General features: G+C 67.3%; 19 protein-coding genes. 5 read left to right on the plus strand and 14 right to left on the minus strand.

Translation table 11 applies throughout. From position 1 onward, the window contains the following. Positions 1-3: 3 nt before the first annotated feature. The 5 genes from E6C72_RS17640 to E6C72_RS17660 form a co-directional block, all read right to left on the minus strand. Positions 4-2,364 carry a Tex family protein gene (locus E6C72_RS17640; protein WP_109086338.1) on the minus strand — a complete coding sequence of 787 codons (2,361 nt, stop codon included), beginning with the start codon at positions 2,362-2,364 and terminating at the stop codon, positions 4-6. Between the two features lie 372 nt (positions 2,365-2,736). Beyond that, positions 2,737-3,180 (minus strand): periplasmic heavy metal sensor, encoded by a 444-nt coding sequence (locus E6C72_RS17645; protein ID WP_109086339.1) that lies wholly within the window; start codon positions 3,178-3,180, stop codon positions 2,737-2,739. Beyond that, positions 3,177-3,605, minus strand: a complete 429-nt coding sequence (locus E6C72_RS17650; RefSeq protein ID WP_109086340.1) for a hypothetical protein — start codon at positions 3,603-3,605, stop codon at positions 3,177-3,179. Before E6C72_RS17650 ends, E6C72_RS17645 begins: the two co-directional genes overlap by 4 nt. Continuing rightward, entirely contained in the window at positions 3,602-4,177 is a 576-nt protein-coding gene (locus E6C72_RS17655) for a sigma-70 family RNA polymerase sigma factor (protein WP_109086341.1), read from the minus strand. Before E6C72_RS17655 ends, E6C72_RS17650 begins: the two co-directional genes overlap by 4 nt. Before the next feature lie 439 nt (positions 4,178-4,616). Further along, on the minus strand, positions 4,617-5,591 hold the full coding sequence (locus E6C72_RS17660; RefSeq protein ID WP_109086342.1) for a nitronate monooxygenase family protein: 975 nt from the start codon (positions 5,589-5,591) through the stop codon (positions 4,617-4,619). Positions 5,592-6,002: 411 nt separating this feature from the next. Between E6C72_RS17660 and E6C72_RS17665 the strand changes: the two genes are divergently transcribed. Genes E6C72_RS17665 through E6C72_RS17680 form a run of 4 tightly spaced genes read left to right on the plus strand, consistent with a single transcriptional unit; the run spans position 6,003 to position 10,558 of the window. Continuing rightward, positions 6,003-8,222 (plus strand): ATP-binding protein, encoded by a 2,220-nt coding sequence (locus E6C72_RS17665; RefSeq protein WP_109086343.1) that lies wholly within the window; start codon positions 6,003-6,005, stop codon positions 8,220-8,222. A 4-nt stretch (positions 8,223-8,226) separates the two neighbouring features. After that, the gene (locus E6C72_RS17670) at positions 8,227-8,700 is read left to right on the plus strand and encodes a response regulator (RefSeq protein WP_109086344.1); all 474 of its coding nucleotides are present in this window, start codon (positions 8,227-8,229) and stop codon (positions 8,698-8,700) included. Next, positions 8,700-10,193, plus strand: a complete 1,494-nt coding sequence (locus E6C72_RS17675) for a sensor histidine kinase (protein ID WP_109086345.1) — start codon at positions 8,700-8,702, stop codon at positions 10,191-10,193. Before E6C72_RS17670 ends, E6C72_RS17675 begins: the two co-directional genes overlap by 1 nt. Continuing rightward, the gene (locus E6C72_RS17680) at positions 10,190-10,558 is read left to right on the plus strand and encodes a response regulator (protein ID WP_109086346.1); all 369 of its coding nucleotides are present in this window, start codon (positions 10,190-10,192) and stop codon (positions 10,556-10,558) included. The genes E6C72_RS17675 and E6C72_RS17680 overlap by 4 nt, the downstream gene beginning before the upstream one ends. Here E6C72_RS17680 and E6C72_RS17685 read toward each other — a convergent pair. After that, a complete protein-coding gene (locus E6C72_RS17685; protein ID WP_247882130.1) occupies positions 10,524-10,991 on the minus strand; it encodes a PAS domain-containing protein in 468 nt (155 codons plus the stop codon). The genes E6C72_RS17680 and E6C72_RS17685 overlap by 35 nt on opposite strands. A 305-nt stretch (positions 10,992-11,296) precedes the next feature. Here E6C72_RS17685 and kdgT point away from each other — a divergent pair, with 305 nt between their 5' ends. Continuing rightward, positions 11,297-12,313, plus strand: coding sequence for a 2-keto-3-deoxygluconate transporter (gene kdgT / locus E6C72_RS17690; protein ID WP_109086348.1), 1,017 nt, complete (start codon positions 11,297-11,299; stop codon positions 12,311-12,313). An 85-nt stretch (positions 12,314-12,398) separates the two neighbouring features. On the opposite strand, the gene E6C72_RS17695 is transcribed toward kdgT, so the two are convergent. The 8 genes from E6C72_RS17695 to E6C72_RS17730 form a co-directional block, all read right to left on the minus strand. Continuing rightward, complete coding sequence (locus E6C72_RS17695; RefSeq protein WP_109086349.1) at positions 12,399-12,923, minus strand: copper chaperone PCu(A)C; 525 nt, start codon at positions 12,921-12,923, stop codon at positions 12,399-12,401. 172 nt (positions 12,924-13,095) lie between these two features. Continuing rightward, positions 13,096-13,485 carry a DUF2946 family protein gene (locus E6C72_RS17700; protein ID WP_247875771.1) on the minus strand — a complete coding sequence of 130 codons (390 nt, stop codon included), beginning with the start codon at positions 13,483-13,485 and terminating at the stop codon, positions 13,096-13,098. Positions 13,486-13,666: 181 nt separating this feature from the next. Continuing rightward, positions 13,667-14,344 carry an ABC transporter ATP-binding protein gene (locus tag E6C72_RS17705; RefSeq protein ID WP_247875772.1) on the minus strand — a complete coding sequence of 226 codons (678 nt, stop codon included), beginning with the start codon at positions 14,342-14,344 and terminating at the stop codon, positions 13,667-13,669. Between the two features lie 34 nt (positions 14,345-14,378). Then, positions 14,379-15,146, minus strand: a complete 768-nt coding sequence (locus E6C72_RS17710) for an ABC transporter permease (RefSeq protein ID WP_247875776.1) — start codon at positions 15,144-15,146, stop codon at positions 14,379-14,381. Positions 15,147-15,149: 3 nt separating this feature from the next. After that, positions 15,150-16,157, minus strand: coding sequence for an ABC transporter substrate-binding protein (locus E6C72_RS17715; RefSeq protein ID WP_109086352.1), 1,008 nt, complete (start codon positions 16,155-16,157; stop codon positions 15,150-15,152). 110 nt (positions 16,158-16,267) lie between these two features. Further along, a complete protein-coding gene (locus E6C72_RS17720; protein WP_109086353.1) occupies positions 16,268-16,972 on the minus strand; it encodes an ABC transporter ATP-binding protein in 705 nt (234 codons plus the stop codon). Positions 16,973-17,016: 44 nt separating this feature from the next. Further along, a complete protein-coding gene (locus tag E6C72_RS17725) occupies positions 17,017-17,754 on the minus strand; it encodes a sulfite exporter TauE/SafE family protein (RefSeq protein ID WP_109086354.1) in 738 nt (245 codons plus the stop codon). A 4-nt stretch (positions 17,755-17,758) separates the two neighbouring features. Further along, positions 17,759-19,375 carry an acyl-CoA synthetase gene (locus E6C72_RS17730; protein WP_109086355.1) on the minus strand — a complete coding sequence of 539 codons (1,617 nt, stop codon included), beginning with the start codon at positions 19,373-19,375 and terminating at the stop codon, positions 17,759-17,761. Between the last annotated feature and the right edge of the window lie 74 nt (positions 19,376-19,449).

The raw sequence follows: 19,449 nt of genomic DNA on the forward strand, positions 1-19,449 counted from the left end.
CCCTTACTTCTTCTTGCCCGACTGCGCCCTGGCGAACGCTTCGGCGAAGGCGCTGTTGACCGGCTCCGGTGCCTTGGCCGGCTTCGGCGCAGCCTTGGCCGCAGGCGCCCCCGGGCGGCGATCCTGCTGCTGCGGACGCGCCGGACCACGGTCGTCACGGCGGTCCTCCCGGCGCTCCTCACGGCGGGCCGGACGCGGGGCCTCCTCGCCCATGCGCATGGTGAGTGCGATGCGCTTGCGGGGGATGTCCACCTCCAGCACCTTCACCTTCACCACGTCACCGGCCTTCACCACCGTGTGAGGATCCTTCACAAAGCTGTTGGCAAGCTGGGAAATATGCACTAGCCCATCCTGATGGACGCCGATGTCGACGAAGGCACCGAAGGCGGTGACGTTGGTCACCACGCCTTCCAGCATCATTCCCGGCTGAAGGTGCTTCAGCTCCTCCACACCCTCCTTGAAGGTGGCGGTCTTGAACTCCGGACGCGGGTCGCGGCCGGGCTTCTCCAGCTCCTTGATGATGTCCTCGACGGTCGGCACGCCGAAGCGCTCGTCGGTGAACTCCTCGGCGTTCAAGCCACGCAGGAAGCGGGCGTCGCCGATGACGCTGCCGAGGTCGCGGCCGGTGGTCTTCACGATGCGCTGGACCACCGGATAGGCTTCCGGATGTACGGCGGAACCGTCGAGCGGCGTCTCGCCGTCACGGATGCGCAGGAAGCCGGCGGCCTGCTCGAAGGTCTTCGGCCCCAGCCGTGCCACGTCGAGTAGTTGCTTGCGCGAGCGGAAGGCGCCGTTGCGGTCGCGATGCTCGACGATGTTGCGGGCGATGGTCTCGTTCAGGCCAGACACGCGGGTCAGCAGCGGGACCGACGCGGTGTTCAGATCGACGCCGACGGCGTTCACGCAATCCTCCACCACCGCGTCCAGCGAGCGGGCCAGCTTGCCGCCGGCGACGTCATGCTGGTACTGGCCGACGCCGATTGACTTCGGCTCGATCTTCACCAGCTCGGCCAGCGGGTCCTGCAGGCGGCGGGCGATGGAGACGGCGCCGCGCAGGCTGACGTCGAGGTTCGGGAATTCGTGCGCCGCGGTTTCCGAGGCGGAGTACACCGAGGCGCCAGCCTCGCTGACCACCAGCTTGGTCAGGGACAGCTCAGGATGGCGCTTCATCAGGTCGGCGGCCAGCTTGTCGGTCTCGCGCGAGGCGGTGCCGTTGCCGATCGAGATCAACTCCACCTTGTGCCGCGCCGCCAGCGCCGCCAGCACGGCGATCGAGCCGTCCCAGTCGTTGCGCGGCGGGTGCGGATAGATGGTCGTCGTCTCCACCAGCTTGCCGGTGGCGTCCACCACCGCCACCTTGACGCCGGTGCGGATGCCGGGGTCGAGCCCGATGGTGGCGCGCTGCCCGGCCGGGGCGGCCAGCAGCAGATCGTGCAGGTTGCGGGCAAAGACGCGGATCGCCTCGTCCTCGGCCCGTTCGCGCAAGCTGCCCATCAGGTCGGTCTCGATGTGCGGGCCGATTTTCAGCTTCCAAGTCCAGCGCACCACGTCGGACAGCCACTTGTCGGCCGGACGGCCCTGGTCACGGATCCCGGTGTGGGCGGCGATGGTTCCCTCCGCCGGATGCGGCTGGCCTTCCTCGACCGGCAGATCGAGGCGGATGTCGAGCACGCCCTGCGCCCGGCCGCGGAACAGCGCCAGCGCCCGGTGCGACGGCAGCTTCGACCAGTTCTCCGAGAAGTCGAAATAGTCGGAGAATTTGGCGCCCTCGGCCTTCTTCTCCTCGATCACCTTGGAGGTGACGACGCCTTTGTCCGCCATGGCGGTGCGCAGGCGGCCGACCAGTTCGGCATCCTCGCCGAAACGCTCCACCAGGATATGGCGGGCGCCGTCCAGCGCCGCCTTGACGTCGGCAATCCCCTTGTCGGCGCTGACGAAGGCGGCGGCTTCGGCGTCCGGCTGTTTCCGCGGATCGGCCAGCAGCGCGTCGGCCAGCGGCTCCAGCCCGGCTTCGCGGGCGATCTGGGCCTTGGTGCGGCGCTTCTGCTTGTAGGGAAGGTAGAGATCCTCAAGCCGGGTCTTGGTGTCGGCCTGTTTGATCTGGCGCTCCAGCTCGGGCGTCAGCTTGCCCTGCTCCTGGATGGTCGACAGGATGCTGGCACGGCGGTCCTCCAGCTCCCGCAAATAGCCCAGCCGCTCCTCCAGGGTGCGGAGCTGGGTGTCGTCCAGGCCGCCGGTCGCCTCCTTGCGGTAGCGAGCGATGAAGGGGACGGTCGATCCCTCGTCGAGCATGGCGATGGCGGAAGCGACCTGGGGCTCGCGGACCGACAGTTCGTCGGCGATGCGCTGGCTGATGGACAGCATGAGGCAGGGGTCCTGCGGACTTGTGACGAAACAGAGGGCGTCTGTCATAGCGCGTCGGGGTGGGGTGACGCCACCCCGGCCTTTCGGCAGAGGGTCAGGGCTCGCCAAGCTTGAGCGAAGCCGTTCGCGGAAGAATTGCGCAAAAAGGTGGTAGGGAAAGATTTCCGTCCGCCATTCATTGGCCGTTAACCATATCGGCCATATGCCTCTGCGTGCAACTTGGTTGCGTTTCCTCCCGAACCGACTTAAGGGCGGCCCGACGGCGATACCGTCAGGCCGCCTTTTTCTTTTGGGCCAATAAAAAGGGCCGGGACGGACATGCCGTCCCGGCCGACCCCCGGAAGTGTCTGCCACCGGTCGAAACCGAAAGGATCAGGGAAGGCGGCTTTCAGCCAGACGCAGGCGGCCTTCGGGGGAAAGACGGGAAAGGGTATCGACGAATCGTGCCTCGATCTCGCTGCGCAAGGCGGCGTCGTTGGCATGGACACGGTCGAACAGGGCCTTCAGGCCGACCGCATCGAAGGGCTGGGCCATCAGGGCGGTGCGCAGACGGGGGGTGAACTCCTCGCGGCTGACCCGCACGCGGACGAACAGCGGACGGGCATCGTCCAGCGCCTTGCGCAGAACCGTGGCGTCGGCCGGCGACAGGCGTTGCGACACGTCTTCGACGAAGCGCTCCAGCATCTGGTCCGGCCCCATCGGCGGCGGCGGCGGGCGGAAGCTGTGGGCGACGACGAAGCCGCCGGCCAGCATGTTGAGCGCAAGGGACCCGACCAGAAGGAACCAGGGCCAGCGGCGCCGGATCGACGGCGTCATCGCGTGTCTCCCAGATAGCTGACGATCATCACGCCAGACAGGCTTGGCGTGCTCGTCTTTTCGAAGGAAATCACGCCCTGGCTGTAGCTGAGGAAGCCGACCAGCGCCATGCAGGCCAGAAAACCCGCCAGCGGGGCAGGGCGGAAGGGCGGCCGCGACAGGAACCACGGCACGAATTCGGGCACGACCCGCTGGGCCAGGCAATCGGCGATGCGGTCATAGACCCGAGCCTCGCGCCGGGATGAGACCAACGGAGTCGAGCCGGCATCCAGCAGCGCGTCGGTGACGGCGGCATCGGCCAGAAGATCGCGTGCCTCGGCGCTGTCGTCCAAGAGGGCCAGCGCATCGGCCTGGGTGGCCACCGGCCAGCGGTCCAGATCGGCACCATAGGCATCGGCGTAGCGTTTGAACTCTTTGAGCGTCATGACCGTACACCGTCCTTCTGACGGATCAGGGGTTGAAGCCGGGCCCGCACGACGCGGCGTGCCCGGACCAGCAGACTTTCCATGGCCGAAACAGACACCTGCAGTATTTCCGAAGCCTCGGCGCACGTCATCTCCTCATGGTAGCAGAGGCTGAGCGCCGCCCGCTGCCGTTCGGGCAATGCCGCAATCGCCGCATCGACCGCGGCACCGATCCGGATGCCGTCGATCACCGTTTCGGCGCTCCAGGCCGGATCGGCGATCTCGTCGGCGGCATCCAGGGGGGAGAAGCTGCGCCGCCGTTTGTAGTCGATGGCACGGTTCACCACGATCCTGTACAGCCAGGTCGTGAAGCGGGTTCCGTCACCACGCCAGCGGTCGGCGTTGGCCCAGATCTGCAGGAAGGCGTCCTGCGCGACCTCTTCTGCGTCGGCGGCGTTTCCGACAACCCGTTGGGCCAAGGCGATGCTGCGGCGCAGATGTCGGCGCGTGAGTGTCCCAAACGCTTTCCGGTCGCCGGCCGCTGCGTCCGCCATCAACGCCTCGTCCGACACCGTCTCCTCGGTAGGCTTCACGCCGTCTTCCGCCCGCTCCCGGTTGCTGTCAGGGAGTTATACGCGGTCGGTGATGAAAGTCCTGCGCGGCAGCGGGCAACTTTCCGATAGGGGTATTCCCTGAGATGCGGCCCTCTCCCGCAAATTTATTTCCATAAGTATAGTTATGTGTTTTTTTAATGCGCTCTTTGGCGGGTGCTCTCCCGGCACCAAGGTAGCCCGGTATCCGTGCCGGTCCGATGGGAACCGGTGCGGGGCTGGCGGGTTCTTCCAAGCATGACCGTGGCGTCACCGGACTCCGATGACGCAGTGAACGAGGCTATCGAAGGACCGATACCATGCTCAAGATTCTCGGCTGGGCCATCCTGATCATCTTCATCATCGGCCTGCTGGTCGTCACCGGCATCCTGAAGCTGATCTTCTGATCCCCGATTGGAGCCGAGCGCCCCGCCCTGCCCGCCTACTCCTCGGCCAGAGCCAATGCGCGGCGCAGATGGGCACGGCAGTCGGCGACCATCCGGCGGATCAGCTCGTCGCAGGTCGGGATGTCGTCGATCAGGCCAATCACCATGCCGGCCGACACGATCCCGTCCTGAACGTTGCCGGATTGCAGGGCCGCCCGGCCGCGCTGGCCGGCGACCAGTGGCCGGACCTCCTCGAACCGGGCGCCGTCGGGACGTGTTTCCAACGCCACGACCTCGTCCGACACCGCGTTCTTGAAGACACGGGCGGTGTTGCGCATGCTGCGCAGGATAAGGTTGGTGTCGCGTTCCCCGGCGGTGACCAGGGCCTGCTTGATGCTGTCATGCACCGGCGCCTCACGCGTGCAGAGGAAGCGGGTGCCCATGTTGACGCCCTGGGCGCCCAAGGCCAGAGCCGCCGCCATGCCGCGGCCGTCGGCGATTCCGCCCGAGGCGATCACCGGGATGCGCAGCGCCCGTACCGCCGCCGGGATCAGGATCAGTCCGGGGATGTCGTCCTCGCCCGGATGGCCGGCGCATTCGAACCCGTCGATGCTGATGATGTCCACCCCGGCCCGCTCGGCGCTCAGCGCATGGCGGACGCTGGTGCATTTGTGGAGGATGCGGATGCCACTGGTCTTCATCCGCTCAACGAAGGCACGCGGGCTGTTGCCGGCCGTTTCCACGATGGTGATGCCGCTGTCGATGATGACGTCCAGATAACGTTCGTAGGGCGGCGGCGTCACCGCCGGCAGCATGGTCAGGTTGACGCCGAACGGACGGTCGGTCATCGCGCGGCAGCGCTTGATCTCGCGTGCCAGATCCTCGGGCGTCGGCTGGGTCAGCGCGGTCAGGATGCCGAGTCCGCCGGCGTTCGAGACGGCGGCAGCCAACTCCGCCAGCCCGACCCACTGCATCCCGCCCTGCACGATCGGATAATCGATGCCGAGCAGGCGGGTCACCTCGGTTCTCATGCCGTCCCCTTCCCCATCAATGCCTTTTTACCGTCGGCAGTCATCACTCGCTGCGGCATACTATCTTATAAGCGAAGCCAAACTTGAATTCGGAATATGATCTTAGGCGTATGATGAAAGAGCGTGGTTCGGCAAAAACCAAGGACGATCGCGAAACGTATCCTATGATAATGAAGTATAGTGTCTGACGGGATATCCTGTCGCTTCGTTCACCTCCACGCGGTGTGCGCGGCGATCGCAGGGTTTCTACGCCGCTGATTGTGCTGAATACAGGCGGAAGCCATTGGCCGACATCAGCGGTCCCTAGCCGAAAGCGGGTCTGATGCAAGAGCGGCCCGTAGACTGAGTGACCGAGACGAGCAAAGGACGATTGTGACGCCTGCAACCGGACCGGAACCGTGGCCCCAGACCATGGCGGGCACGCTCGACCTCGACGCGTGCGCGCGCGAACCGATTCACATCCCCGGCAGCATTCAGCCGCACGGCCATCTCCTGGCTCTGGAGGCGGACGGCCTTCGCCTCGTCTGTGCGAGCGCTGACGCCGGTGCGGTGTTGAACCGTCCGCCCGCCGACGCCTTCGGCGTGGCTGTCGACCAGTTGATCGACGCCGCCTCGACCGGCTCTCTGGTCCATCGCCTGCGCGCCGCGCCAGCCGAACCGGTCCAGCTGGACATCCTCACCCTGCGGAGTGGTGCCGACTATCAGGCCATCGCCCACCGGTCCGGCGGGTTGGTGATCCTGGAACTGGAGGAGCTGCCCGCCACCGGTGCCGGCACGCTGGAGGCGCTGTATCCACAGATGCGCGAAGGCATTCGGCGCATGCAGGCCGCCCATGACTTCGACGCGCTGCTGGCCAGCACCGCGGAAGAGGTGCGGGCGCTGACCGGGTTCGACCGGGTGCTGATCTATCGATTCGACGAGCAGTGGAACGGCACCGTCATCGCCGAGGACAGCAACGGCCGCCTGCCCTCCTACCGTGGCCTGCGCTTTCCGGCTTCCGACATTCCGCAGCAGGCCCGGCGGCTTTATGCGTTGAACCGTCTGCGGCTGATCGTCGACGCCCGCTACAAGCCGGTTCCGCTTCTGTCCGGCATGCGGGATGCGTCGCCGCTGGACCTCAGCTTCGCCGTTCTGCGCAGCGTGTCGCCGGTGCATCTGGAATACATGCGCAACATGGGCACACCGGCGTCCATGTCGATCTCCGTGATGGACGGCGACCGGTTGTGGGGGCTGATCTCCTGCCACCATGCCGAACCGCGGCAGGTCTCCTTCGCGGTGCGCACCGCCTGCGATCTGTTGGGGCAGGTGCTGTCGAGCCAGATGATCGCGTTGGAACGGGTGATGGATGCCGATCACCGGATCCGCTCCAAAGGCACGCAGGCGCGGCTGCTCGCCCATATGGCGGCGGCGGAGCGCTTCATCGACGGTCTGGGCGAGGACAGCGAGGATTTGCTGGGGCTGGTCAATGCCGATGGCGCCGCGATCCTGTTCGACGGCGAATGCCGGCTGATCGGCCGCACCCCGCCGCAGGAAGTGGTCGTGGCCATCGCCGCCGAACTGGCGGGCCGGGGCATCAAGGATCTGTTCGCCAGCCACCGGCTTCCGGCCGAGATGCCGGCCGCCGCCGGGATGGAACGGACCGCCAGCGGCTTGCTGGCGATCTCCATCTCGCAACTGCACCCCAGCTATCTTCTGTGGTTCCGGCCGGAAATCGTGCAGTCCATCGACTGGGCCGGTGATCCCAGCAAGCCGCTCGAAGCCGGCGGTCGGCTGTCCCCGCGCAGTTCCTTCGAGGCATGGAAGGAAACGGTGAGCGGCCAGTCCCTGCCCTGGCGCCATGGCGAGATCGAGGCGGCCGGCGATTTTCGCAACGCCATCGTCAGCATCGTGCTGCGCAAGGCGGAGGAGATGGCCGCCCTGAACGAGGAACTGCGCCGCAGCAACGGCGAGCTTGCCGCCTTCTCCTACTCGGTCTCACACGATCTGCGGGCCCCCTTCCGCCACGTCACCAGCTATGCCGAGCTTCTGCGCTCCCGCGCCGCCGACAAGCTGAACGAGCGGGAACGCCACTATCTGGACAGCATCATCGAGGCGGCGAGTTCGGCCGGCCGGCTGGTGGACGGGCTGCTGCACTTCTCGCAGCTGGGCCGCACCACGCTGTCACGGGTCGAGGTCGATGTCGGCCGGCTGGTGGAGGAGGTGCGCCACCTGCTGGAGCCCGACCTGCAGGGCCGCAACCTGCGCTGGACGGTGCACCCCCTGCCCAGCGTGACCGGCGACCCGACCATGCTGCGGCTCGTCGTGCAGAATCTGCTGTCCAACGCCATCAAATACACCCGCGACAGCGCCGTGCCGGAAATCGAGGTCGGGTGTCATGACACCGCAGACGCGCACGAGTTCTTCGTGCGCGACAATGGCCGTGGATTCGACATGGCCTATGCCGGTAAGCTCTTCGGTGTCTTCCAGCGCCTGCACCGCGAGGAGGAGTTCGAGGGCATCGGCATCGGCCTTGCCAATGTCCGCCGCATCGTGGAGCGCCACGGAGGGCGGGTTTGGGCGGAAGGCAGGCTGGACCATGGTGCGACCTTCCATTTCTCCCTGCCGCGGTGCGCAGCCGCCGAATCGAGGTAGCCCCATGGCCACGCTGAAACCGATCCTGCTGGTCGAGGACAACCCCAAGGATCTGGAGCTGACGCTGGAGGCGTTCGCGGAGGCGCAGCTCGCCAATGACATCGTCGTCGCCCGTGACGGGGCGGAAGCCTTGTCCTACCTGTTCCATTCCGACGGGCAGGCGGTGTCGAAGCCGACCGACCCGAAATATCCGGCCGTCATCATCCTAGACATCAAGCTGCCGAAGGTGGACGGGATCGAGGTGCTGCAACGGATCAAGGCCAATGACAGCACCCGCGCCATCCCGGTGGTGATGCTGACGTCCTCGAAGGAGGAACAGGATCTCGTCCGCAGCTATCGGCTGGGGGTGAACGCTTTCGTGGTCAAGCCGGTCGGCTTCAAGGAGTTCTTCGACGCGATCCGCGACATCGGCAGTTTCTGGGCGATCCTGAACGAGCCGCCACCCGGCTGCCATCCCCGCCGGCCGCGCGGTGCCTGATGGCGCAGGTGATCGACCCTTCCGCCGGTTCTGCCGCAGGTCTGGACCCGCCGACGCCCTGCCGTGTCCTGCTGTTGGAGGACAGCGGCATCGATGCCGATCTGGTGCGCGAACATCTGCTGATGATCGACGACCATGATTTCGACATCCAGCGGGTCGAAACGCGGCAGGCCTTCATCGACGCCGTCATCGGTGGCGGGCCCTTCGACCTGATCCTGTCCGACTTCGACCTGCCGGACTTCGACGGCATGTCGGCGCTGGCGATTGCCCGAGACCGGCTGCCGCGGGTGCCCTTCATCTTCGTGTCCGGGATGCTGGGCGAGGAAAACGCCATCGAGGCGCTGAAGAAGGGCGCCACCGACTACGTTGTGAAGCTGCGGATGGAGCGGCTGCAGGTGGTGGTCCGCCGCGCCCTGGTCGAGGCGCGCGATCGCAACGAACTGGCCGACAAGCGCAACGCCCTGGCCGAAAGCGAGGCGCGGCTGCGCTTCGCATTGGAGGCTGGCCGGCTCGGCTCGTGGGAGCTGATCCTGGCGAGCAACCGGCTGCGCGTCTCCTCGATCTGCGCCGCCAATCTGGGGCTTCGTGATCCGTCCGAACTCCTGACCTATGACGCATTGCTGGAACGGGTCCATCCCGAGGACCGCGATCATCAGCAGGCGATGGTCCGGCAGGCTGTGACCAGCGGCTCGCCGCTGGACATGGAATACCGCACGATCTGGCCCGACGGCTGCGTCCATTGGGTGCAGGTGCGTGGCCGCGCCGTCTATGACAAGAACGGCACGCCGACCGGGTTGGCCGGGGTCTCGCTGAACATCACCGACCGCAAGAAGGCCGAGGAACGGCAGCTGTTGCTGCTGGAAGAGCTGAACCACCGGGTCAAGAACACGCTGGCGATGGTGCAGTCGATCGCCAGGCAGACCCTGCGCGCAGCCCCATCGGTGGAGGCCTTTCCCGACGCCTTCCAGTCGCGGCTGCGCGCGCTTGCCCAGGCGCATGACCTGCTGACCCGCCGCCATTGGCAGGGCGCCTCGCTGAGCGAGATCGCCGCCCTGACGCTGGAGCCCCACGTCGATGCCGGCCGCGTCAGGGTCGGCGGCCCGCCGGTCAACCTGACCACCGGGGTGGCGGTGTCGCTGCACCTTGCCTTCCACGAGCTTGCCACCAACGCGGCGAAATATGGCGCCCTCTCGGCCGAAAATGGCCGGGTCGACCTTGATTGGGAAATCGCGCAGCCGGGACAGATGCCAGCGCGGGAGGCGACGGGCTCCACCGTCTCCGGTCACTTCGCCCGTGGCGGCGCGCTGGTGCTGCGCTGGCGCGAGAGCGGCGGCCCTCCGGTGGTACCGCCGACCCGGCGAGGCTTCGGCTCCCGCCTGATCGAGCGTGGTCTTGCGCATGAATTGGAGGGCGATGTCGCCCTTGCTTTCGATCCCGCCGGCGTGCGATGCCGGCTTGTCATTCCCCTGTCGTCGCGAGTGAGCCCGCAGTGACCGACGCTGATCTGTCGAACCTGACCGTCCTGATTGTCGAGGACGAACCGCTGATCGCCATGAGTCTGGAGGACGCCCTGATGGATCAGGGCGTGACCTGCCTCGGCCCCGCCGGTTCCGTGTCCGCGGCGCTTGAAATGATCGAAGCGGGCGGTTTCGATATCGCGCTGCTCGACGTCAACCTGCGCGGCGAGCGGGTGGATGCCGTGGCCGATCGGCTGGCGGGTGCCGGCATCCCCTTCATCTTCACCACCGGCCATGGGGCAGAAGGTCTGCCGGACGCCCACCGCACCCGGCCGGTGATCGGCAAGCCGTTCCGCGATGTCGACATCACCGACGCCCTGGCCCGCCATCGGCCGCGCTGACCATCGATCCGTTCGGGCTCCCCGCCGGAAGCGGCTGCCCTAGCGGTTCCGATACGATGAGCCAATGGGGCTGGCACGCATCCGCATCGACATAGCGGATGCCCGTGACCGCGAAGCGGTGATAGCTGCCGTCATACCGCCTGTAGCCCAGCTCCAACCGGTAGGCGGCGTTCTCATAGACCGCTTTCAGCCAGGCGCTGGCTGCGTTCAGTTGGTCGTCGGGATGGATCACCGAAACCCACCCGCATCCCAGCATCTGTCCCGCCACCGGTCCGAAATACCGTCGGGTCGTTTCGCTGAGCGCCAGATTGCTGCCGTCAGGGCCGCACAGAACCAGCAATGCGCCATCGGACATCCCCATCCGCAACAGCTGGTCCCGGAGTTCTGGGTTCCGCGCGATCCCGCGCCTGATCGGATCGGGTGACTCTGTCACGATTCCGCTCTTGCCTCTCCCTCGGTGGTCGGTCTGCAAATGCCGCAACTGTCGGATTATTTTACTTCAAAATCGTCTGGAATCGAGTCCTATCCGTCGACATCCTTCCCCGTCTCCCGCCTTTGCCGCGACAACCTGTCGCGGCTGACAATCAGCCGCTTTGACAATGACAGACTAACTTGTATACTAGTATGCACAAAGCGGCGACATGACTGCCGTCCCGAACAGAATTGACGGCCGCTGACACATGCCCGATGGCGAAGGGGTGCGGCGGCGACGGGATGAAATTCGAAGGAGTGTCTTCCATGAACATCAAGTCCCGGATCGACCGCATCCCCGGCGGGATGATGATCGTCCCCCTGTTCCTCGGCGCCTGCCTGAACACGCTGGCTCCCAATACCGGCAAATTCTTTGGATCCTTCACCAACGGGCTGATCACCGGCACATTGCCGATCCTGTCGGTCTGGTTCTTCTGCATCGGTGCCAGCATCAGCCTGAAGGCGACCCCGCTGGTCCTGCGCAAGAGCGGCGTTCTGGTTTCGGTGAAGATCCTCACCGCGGCGATGGCGGGCGTCATTGCTTCCTGGTTCATCCCGGCGGAAGGCATCACCTCGGGCTTCTTCTCCGGCCTGTCGGTGCTGGCGATCATCGCGGTGATGAACGACACCAACGGCGGCATGTACATGGCGCTGATGCAGCAGTATGGCACCAAGGAGGAGGCCGGCGCCTTCTGCCTGATGTGCCTGGAATCCGGGCCTTTCATGACCATGGTGACGCTGGGCATCGCCGGTCTGGCCGCCTTCCCCTGGCAGACGATGGTCGGCGCGCTGCTGCCCTTCCTGATCGGCTTCGCGCTGGGCAATCTCGACAAGGATCTGCGGGCCTTCTTCACCCAGGGCGTCTCGGTGATGGTCCCGTTCTTCGCCTTCGCGCTCGGCAACAACCTGAACTTCTCGACGATCCTCAACACCGGCCTGCTGGGCATCGTGCTGGGTCTGGGCGTCATCGCCGTGACCGGCGTCATGCTGGTGCTGGCCGACATCCTGCTGGCGAAGGGCAATGGCACGGCCGGCATCGGTGCGGCCTCCACCGCCGGTGCCGCGGTGACCGTGCCGCCGATCATCGCCTCGATCGAGCCGACTTTCGCGCCGGTCGCCCCGTCCGCCACGGCGCTGATCGCCACCAGCGTGGTCGTCACCGCCCTGCTGACGCCGCCGCTGACAGCCTGGTGGGCGCGCCGCTTCGGCGTGCTGTCACCGCGTCACCAGGCGGCCGAAGCGGCCAAGCTCGCCCAACCGGTTGGCGTCGCGCCGGCCGAGTGACTGAGCCGAGTGATTGAGCGGAGCGACTGGGGCCTATGGGAAAAAAAGGGCCGTCGGCGGGTTCTCCTGCCGACGGCCCTTTTCATTACTGCTTCTGGGCCGGCGCGGCGTTGTGGTCATGGCCGGCAGCGGTGGCACCCATGTGGCCCTCGGCCTGGGGAGCGGCCTGCCCGGCCGCCTCGACGGCGATCTGGACCTCGACGCTGCCGGCCTTTTCGAAACGCAGGGTCATCGGGATGCGGGCACCCTTCTCCAGCGGCTGCTTGAGGCCGAGCAGCATGATGTGCAGTCCGCCCGGCGCGAACGTCACCGTTTCGCCCGGGGCGATGGCGATGGGCGGAACCTCCCGCATCTTCATCACGCCGTTCTCGTTCAGGTGGGTGTGCAGTTCCGCCTTTCCCGCGGCCGGGGTGGAAGCGGCGACCAGATGGTCTTCCGTCGTCCCGGTGTTGGTCAGCGACAGATAGGCGCCGCCATTCGGCGCGGACGGTGCGGTGGCGCGGGCCCACGGATGGCCGATTTCGATCGGGCCGGCCTTGTAGCTGTGGGCCAGGGCAGTGCCGGCACCCAACAGGGCGAGGGCGGTGGCGATGCCGAGAATGCGCTTCATGAAAGCTTCTCCTGAAATGGGCAGTGAACAGCAAAGGGGGGCCGCCACGGCGGACGAGGCCGGCGGTCGTTGAGCGGGCAGGCGGTCCGACGCCGAGATCCGGACAGGGATCGGACGTGGCGACGCGCAGTGGTGTGACGGCTAACGGTCGGGGGAAGTCAGGCGAGCGGCATCAGACGAGATGCGGGGGCGCCCGGGCCTGAAGGGTCGACAGGAACCAAGCGGCGGCGATCCGCTCGGCTGGCAGCAGGCGGGTGTCGCGGGCCATGGCAAGGGCCGGTCCGACGCTCAGTGGCGGCGGCGGCAGGGCAAGCCCGGCAACCAGCGGGCAGAGCGGGCAATGGCCGGTCACAGAGTGGCCCGGGGTCGGCGGCTGTCCCTGATCGTCGTCGTAAGCGATGCCGAATTCGGCGATGCCGTAATCGGCCGCATCGGCCTGGATGGTCGTCAGGCCGCCGGACGAGCAGATCGGCAGGGATACCGTCGTCTCTCCGGCCCTGGCGATGCCGGTGCCGATCGGCATCCAGCTCCAGGCGATGACCTGCAGCAAAAGGGCAGCCATCCCGACCACAAGGCCGAGGCGCCGTAACCGCTGCACTGTCATCCGACCGAAGACCATCCGGCTCCGTCGCCTTCCGCAAGTACCGGCTCTATCCGGCAAGGAGGCGCCACGATAGCGCAGCATTTGTGAACGGACGAGCGGCAAATGAACCCACATCCGGCGAAGGGTTGAGCCGATGGTCTCAGGCCAGAAGGCGGAAGGCCGGGTCCGGCCGGGACAGCAGGTCACGACGCAGCGCCTCGATGGTGGCGTCGTCGCGGGCGGCACGGGGAACGGACAGTGGCACCTCCGCCACCACCCGGCCGGGCGAGGGTGCCAGCAGAAGCAGCCGATCGGCCAGAGCCAGCGCCTCGCGCAGATTGTGGGTGACCAGCAGGACGGTTGTCGGCCGCCGGTCCAGCAGGTCCGACAGCAGCCCGCGCAACCGGAGCGCCGTCGGCTCGTCCAGCGAGACGAAGGGCTCGTCCATCAGCAGCAGGTCCGGCTCCACCACGAAGGCGCGCGCCAGTGCCACCCGCCGTGCCATGCCCAGCGACAGCTGGGTCGGGAACCGGTCGGTGAAGGGCAACAGTTCCAGCGCCTCCAGCATGGCGTCGACCGCGGGGCCACGGCGCTGAGGTCGCGGCAGCACCAGCGCCAGATTCTGCCGCACGCTGCGCCAGGGCAGCAGGCGCGGTTCCTGGAACACATAGCCCAGCCGCGCCGGTCCGCCGTCCGGCCGCGGCCCGACCTCCACCACGCCGTCGAAGGCGCGGTCCAGCCCGGCGACGATGCCGAGCGCGGTCGTCTTGCCGCAGCCGCTGGGACCGACCAGCGCCACGACCTCCCCCGCCGCGGCGGACAGGGTCAGGCCGCGCACCGCCTCCAACGCGCCGAAGCGCTTGGACCGGATCTCAAGCCTCAGCGGGCATCCGCCGCCAGCGCTGGCAACGCCGTTCGACCGGCTGGAGGACGCCGTATTCCAGAAGCTGGACCACGGCCACGAACGCGATGGTGTAAGCGAGGATTCCTGCGACATCGAAGGTCTGGAAAAGGAGGTTGATCTGGAATCCGACACCATCGCTGCGGCCCAGCAGTTCGACCACCAGCACGATCTTCCAGATCAGGGCGAGGCCGGACCGCGCAGCCGCGGCGATGGTGGGGGTGAGTTGCGGCAGCAGCACATGGCGAAGCCGGTCCGCGGGCGACAGGCGGTAGACGCGGGCCATGTCGATCAGCCCCTCATCGATGGCGCGGGCACCGGCCCGGACCAGCACCACCGTGTTGGGAATCTTGTTGACCGCGACGGCGCCGATGGCCGCCGCCTCGGTCAGGCCGAACCAGACATAGGCCAGCACGATGACCACCAATGCCGGCAGGTTCAGGAAGAAGACCAGCCAGGGGCCGAACAGCCGATCTACGAAGGGCGAGCGTCCCATCGGCAGGCCGAGCCCGACGCCGATGGACATGGCGAGCGCGAAGGCCGCCAGCACCCGGAGCAGCGTGACGCCCATGTGATGGAACAGCACCCCGCTCTCCGCCTCGCGCAGCAGGGCGTGGGCCACCACCAGCGGTCCCGGCAGCAGACGCCCGCCGACCGCCAGCGCCGTGCCCTGCCACAGCGCCAGCAGCAGCAGGATCGACGCCACCGGCATCACCACTGGCATCAGGCCGCGGCGCACCACTCAGGCTCCGCCGGTCCAGAAGGTGCCGGGCGCAATGGTGGGCGCGTCGCCGACCAGTTCGGGGCCGCCCAACCGCGCCAGCAGCGCATAGAGCTTCGCTGCCCCTGCCCGCTCCTCCTCCGTCCAACGGCGTGGAATGCCGTCACGGTAGCGGTCGCGCAGCGTGCGGAAGGTGGCGCCATCCTCCGCCTGCATCAGCGGGGCGAGCCGCTCCCACGCTGCGTCCGACTGCGCCAGCAGGGTCTTTGCCTGACCGGTGGCGGCCTGGAAGCCGGCGAGGGCCGCCGGGCTGGTGCGGGCCCACTCCTCGCGGAAGACATAGCCGATGGCGGGCACCGTCGCCGGCTGGCCCAGCGCCTCCAGCATATCGGACACCGTCATCGACACGCGCATGCCTTTCGCCTCCAGCCGGGCGGCGAAGGGCCAGAAGGTCAGCACGGCGTCGAGGCCACCGTCGGCGATCTTGCTGTTCAGCAGCGGCGGCGCGGCGAAGAAGGGCTGCGCATCGCGGTCGAGCGACAAGCCGTGCCGGTCGGTGGCAAGCGCCTTCAGCAGCAGCCAGCTCTTGTCCAGCGGGCTGCCGGCGACGCCGATCCGCTTGCCCCGCAGGTCGCCAACCCCGGCGATGGCGGAGCTGGCCGGAACCACCAGCGCGCCGACGGCGGTCGAGTAGGGGATGAAGCACAGCGCCTCCCCCTTGCTGCGCATCCGCGACACCCACAGCCAGTCGGAAACGATAACCTCGACCGCTCCGGCTTGGAGCGCCACTTGGGTGGCAGGATTGCCGGCCAACTCGACCAGTTGCAGGTCGATCCCGGCCTGTTTGTCGAAGCCATTGGCGCGGACGGTGTCGAGTTCCCAGCTGACCGTGCCGAACTTCAGCACCCCGGCACGGACGACCGGCCGATTGGAAGCGGGATCTGCGGCCGCAACGGGTCTCAGCGCCACCGACGCCAGAAGCGCAGCGGCCGCCAGCAGTGTCGTCCGTCTGGTGCAGCCTGCCGCCATGGTCCCCGTCCGCTCAGTCTTTGGACTGCCAGCTTAAGGGGACTGTAGATGGTTCGTATATTCAACGATAGGAGGATAAGAGGGGTATCGCCGGCGGAAGCGGAGCCGCCTCACAGCCCCAGATAGGCCTGCTTCACCGCGGGGTCGGCCAGCAGTGCCTCCCCCGTTCCCGACAGCACCACGCGGCCATTCTCAAGCACATAGGCCGTCTGGGCGATACGCAAGGAGGCCGCGACATTCTGTTCGACCAGGATGATCGTCATGCCTTCGGCGGCCAGCGAGCGGATGATGCGGAACAGCTCCTGCACCAGGGCGGGCGACAGGCCGAGCGAGGGCTCGTCGAACATGATCAGGTCCGGCTTGCCCATCAGGCAGCGGCCGATGGCGAGCATCTGCTGCTCGCCGCCGGACAGGGTGCCGGCCGCCTGATCCAAGCGTTCGCGCAGGCGGGGGAACAGGTCCAGCACGCGATCGTAGGTCTGGCGCGCGCGAGCGCGAGCGCGTGGGATGACGGCGCCCATCTCCAGATTCTCGCGCACGCTCAGCGTCGGGAAGATCTGCCGCCCCTCCGCCACCTGACCGACGCCGAGGTCGCAGACGACGTGGCTGGGCAGGCCGGCGATCTCGCGGTCCTTGAAGAGGATGCTGCCGCGTGCCGGCTTCAGGATGCCGGCGATGGCCCGGATCAGCGAGGTCTTGCCGGCCCCGTTGGCACCGACGATGGCGGTGGTCTGCCCCTCCGCCACCCGCAGCGTGACGCCGTCGAGCGCCTGGGCGTCACCATAGTACAGGTCGAGGTCGGATACGGTCAGCATGGCGGGAGTCCAAACGGGCGCGACGTTCGCCCTCTATAGCGCGATCATTTCAGGAAGAACACCGCACTCATCACCAGCCCGACGGCGATGATGCCGGTTCGCAGAACCGGCTTTGGAATCTTCCGCCCCACACGGGCGCCGACATAGCCGCCGGCGACCGCCGCTACGGTCATCAGCAGCGCCTTCGGCCATTCCACCGCCCCGCCCGCGGCATAGGCCACCACGGCGATGGCGGTCAGCACGGCGGAGAACAGGTTCTTCAGCCCGTTCATGGCGTTGAGGTCGGTCATGCCGAACAGGCTCAGTTGCGCCAGCAGGAGGATGCCAAGCCCGCCGTTGAAATAGCCGCCATAGACCGAGACGGCGAACAGCGTGCCCAGCATCGCCCCGTTGCCGTGCAGGCCCAGGCTGCGCAGCCGCTGCGCCAGTACGGTGCCGAAGGCGAACAATCCGGTTGCCAGCAGGAGAAGCCACGGCACGATGCCGCGGAACACCGAATCCGGCGTCACCAGCAGCAGCCCGGCCCCGGCCAATCCACCCACCAGGCTGACCGCTGACAGCAGCGGCAAGCTGAGCGTGCCGACCGGGGTCAGGTCCTGGCGATAGCCATAGACCCCGCTGGCATAGCCGGGCAGCAGGGCGACGGTGCCGGTCGCGTTGGCGGCGACCGGTGGCACTCCGGCATAGATCAGCGCCGGCAGGGTCAGGAAACTGCCCCCGCCGGCAACGGCATTCATAGCCCCGGCGAGGAAGGCCGCAGCCAATAAAATCAATTCTGTCATGATATTACGAGCGGTTCCTCAACTCCCGGCGAATGATCTTGCCGGTGGTGGTCATGGGCAGGCTTTCCATGAATTCGATGGCGCGCGGATATTCGTGGGCGGCCAGCCGGGTCTTCACATGCTCCTGAATCGAGGCGACCAGCGCATCGTCCGGCGTCACTCCGTCCTGCAACACGACGAAGGCCTTGACGATCTCCGTGCGCAGCGGATCAGGCACGCCGACCACTGCCGCCATGCGGACGGCGGGGTGCCCGATCAGGCAATCCTCGATCTCGCCGGGGCCGATGCGATAGCCGGCCGAGGTAATGACGTCGTCGTCCCGTCCGACGAAGCGGATGTAGCCGTCCTCGTCCAGTTCTCCCTGGTCGCCGGTGACCAGCCAGTGCCCGATGAATTTGGCGGCGGTGGCGCCGGGGTTGTTCCAGTAGCCGAGGAACATCACCGGATCCGGCCGGCGCACCGCGATCAGGCCGAGTTGGCCCGGGGGCAGCCGGTTGCCCTGCCCGTCGATCACCGCCACGTCATGGCCGGGAACCGGACGCCCCATGATGCCGGGCTTCGGCGGCATCAGCGTGGCGGCCGAGGAGACGATCATGTTGCATTCGGTCTGGCCGTAGAACTCGTTGATCGTCACCCCAAAGGTCTCGCGCCCCCAGTCGAGCAGCCCGGCGCCCAGGGTCTCGCCGCCGCTGGCAACGGACCGCATGGCGATGGCATGGCGCGCCCGCGGGTTCTTCACCGCCCGCATCATCTTCAGTGCGGTCGGCGGCAGGAAGGCGTTGCGCACCTGGAATTCGGCCAGCAGGGCGAAGGCGGCCTCGGCATCGAACTTCTCGAAGCGATGGGAGACCACCGTCACGCCATGGTGCCAGGCCGGCAGCAGGACGTCGAGCAGCCCGCCGATCCATGCCCAGTCGGCCGGCGTCCAGATGCGGTCGCCCGGCTGCGGGAACAGGTCGTGCGACATCTCCACCCCCGGCAGATGGCCCAGCAGCACCCGGTGGGCATGCAGCGCCCCCTTCGGCTGGCCGGTGGTGCCGGAGGTGTAGATGATCAGCGCCGGATCGTCCGGGCCGGTGTCGGCCGGGGTGAAGCTGTCGGACGCTGCGTCGCACAGCCCATGCCAGTCCAGACAGCCGGGACCGGAGCCGTCGATGCGGAAGACGGCGCGCAGTTCCGGCAGGCGGTCGCGGATCTCGGCGATTTTGGCGGCGCCGGCGGCGTCGGTGACCACCGCGCGGGCGCCGCAGTTGGCCAGCCGGTATTCCAGCGCCTCCACCCCGAACAGCGAGAACAGTGGCACGGCGATGCCGCCCAGTTTGTAGACCGCGACATGGCTGATGGCGGTTTCCGGCGCCTGTGGCAGCAGGATGCCAACCCGGTCGCCGTGCGCGACGCCCTGCGCCGCCAGTGCGTTGGCGAAGCGGTTGGACAGGGCGCGGATGTCGGAGAAACGGTATTCCTCGACCCCGCCGTCGCGCCGCTTGTTGATCAGGGCGATGCGGTTCGGATCCGCCTCCGCCCAACGGTCGCACACGTCGACGCCGATGTTGTAGCGATCGGGCACGCGCCAGGCGAAGGCGCGGGACACCCCGTCCCAGCTGTCCGCTTTGGGCAGCATGTTCGTTCCCTCCCAAGGGTTTGTCGTCGATTCCTTTGTGGAACCGTTGAGACGATCATAGGAGCAAGCGAGGC

The organism is Azospirillum sp. TSH100, from assembly GCF_004923295.1.
Lineage (GTDB): Bacteria > Pseudomonadota > Alphaproteobacteria > Azospirillales > Azospirillaceae > Azospirillum.